This window comes from Leptolyngbya cf. ectocarpi LEGE 11479, from assembly GCF_015207065.1.
Lineage (GTDB): Bacteria > Cyanobacteriota > Cyanobacteriia > Phormidesmidales > Phormidesmidaceae > Leptothoe > Leptothoe ectocarpi.
Genome location: NZ_JADEXP010000622.1, coordinates 1 through 1,504, shown reverse-complemented (window position 1 = coordinate 1,504; position 1,504 = coordinate 1). Strand labels below are relative to the sequence as shown.

General features: G+C 47.8%; 3 protein-coding genes. 2 read left to right on the top strand and 1 reads right to left on the bottom strand.

Features of this window, described 5'->3' with window-relative positions:
• The coding region (locus tag IQ260_RS30530) for an alpha/beta hydrolase (RefSeq protein ID WP_193996793.1) at positions 1-223 on the top strand (223 nt) is incomplete at its 5' end.
• Between the two features lie 25 nt (positions 224-248).
• On the opposite strand, the gene IQ260_RS30525 is transcribed toward IQ260_RS30530, so the two are convergent.
• The gene (locus IQ260_RS30525) at positions 249-728 is read right to left on the bottom strand and encodes a hypothetical protein (protein ID WP_193996792.1); all 480 of its coding nucleotides are present in this window, start codon (positions 726-728) and stop codon (positions 249-251) included.
• A gap of 435 nt (positions 729-1,163) precedes the next feature.
• Here IQ260_RS30525 and IQ260_RS30520 point away from each other — a divergent pair.
• Positions 1,164-1,504, top strand: a 341-nt coding sequence (locus tag IQ260_RS30520; protein WP_193996791.1) for a tetratricopeptide repeat protein, incomplete at its 3' end; no start/stop codon positions are given.

Below are 1,504 nucleotides of genomic sequence, written 5' to 3'. Positions count from 1 at the left end.
CCCCGACCAGCTATTGCAAAATATTGCTACGATTCGCCATATTCCTGCGGTAATTGTCCAAGGGCGCTACGATGTGGTTTGCCCCATGGCCTCGGCCTGGGAGCTGCATCGTGCCTGGCCTGAGGCTGAGCTAGTGGTTGTACCCGATGCAGGCCATTCAGCAACAGAACCGGGAATTTTAAGTGCGCTGGTGGAGGCCACAGATAGGTTTGGATGTGGATAAAGGCCTGTAAGCCTATGGGATTTGGCTATCCAAAGGAGACGACAGCGACGATCACCAGCGTGATTACCAGGGCTAAGCTAACAATCCGCTTGAGGGCCATGATGCGCCGGTAATGCCCGAAGGACATTGTTGGGATAGGAGGCTTACCCCAGCCTAGCGAATTAGTTGCGCGGGGATAATTGCCACGGGACTCAAAACTATGAACAGTTTGATTGGCCCAAGGATCGCGACTGTATAGACAAGGTTTTAGCAGGGACTCGAGTTCTCGATCTAGCCATCCAGCAGACTGCAGGAGCTGCCGTGCTTGATAAAGTTTGGTAGGTGTAACCGCTGTAGCTTTTATTACATCGCTGTCATAGGGGTGGCTATTTTCGATGCTTAAATGATGAAATGCAGCTCTAGGCAGTGGAAATACGAGAATTCCATTAATTTCTTCAGGTAACCAGCCTTTTGCTAATAATAACTCTGCTACATCCAGCTCTGTCTTTAGCGAAAGAACGGCCATCGCCCCTGTCATATAGGTGTTCTTACTGAACCTAACATAGGCACCTAAATGCTCTCTATGGCTGGCTAGGGGCATTACATAGGTTTCATCGAAGCAGCGGTGGATGCTGTCGAGACTTTACTGTCATTTCATGGCGAATACGGTCTGTGGCTCGTTTCTGCGCCAATTGTCGTAGGAGGTTAAGCCTAATGACATAGGCTAATTTCTCTTAGAGGAAAATAATGATGTTGGAAATTCTGTTAGGAAATCAGCAAAATTAATGTGAAGGATCAGTTGGTTAACATGAAACAAAGAGGGTTGTTCGGTAACAGTAAATACTGAAAACATTATTTATTAGCACTTGAGCTTCCGTTATCCCGCTGATTCTGTTTCAGTCTATGCCTAGTTAGGCTGCGGATATCTGGGTGATGCTTGATAGCAGGAATATTTATTTATATGGATAAGCAGAGTTGGTACGTACGACAAAAAGCACGGTTGGCCTATCGACGTGGTTGTACTCTGGCACGGCAGGGAAATCATCAGGGTGCGATCGCAATTCTAACCCAGGCCCTAACCGATCATCCTGAGCCGGCTGAAGTACATACTAAGCGCGGCCTCAGCTATCGAGCATTAAAGCAGCTAGACAGCGCCCGCCAGGACTTTATGGCCGCCATTAACTGTGCTGATAATCCAGCCACCGCCTATTTTTATCGGGGTCAAATTTCGTCTGATCAAGGCCAGATTACCGAAGCCATATCCGATTGGCACCAGGCAATTGCTCACAATCCTAACTATAC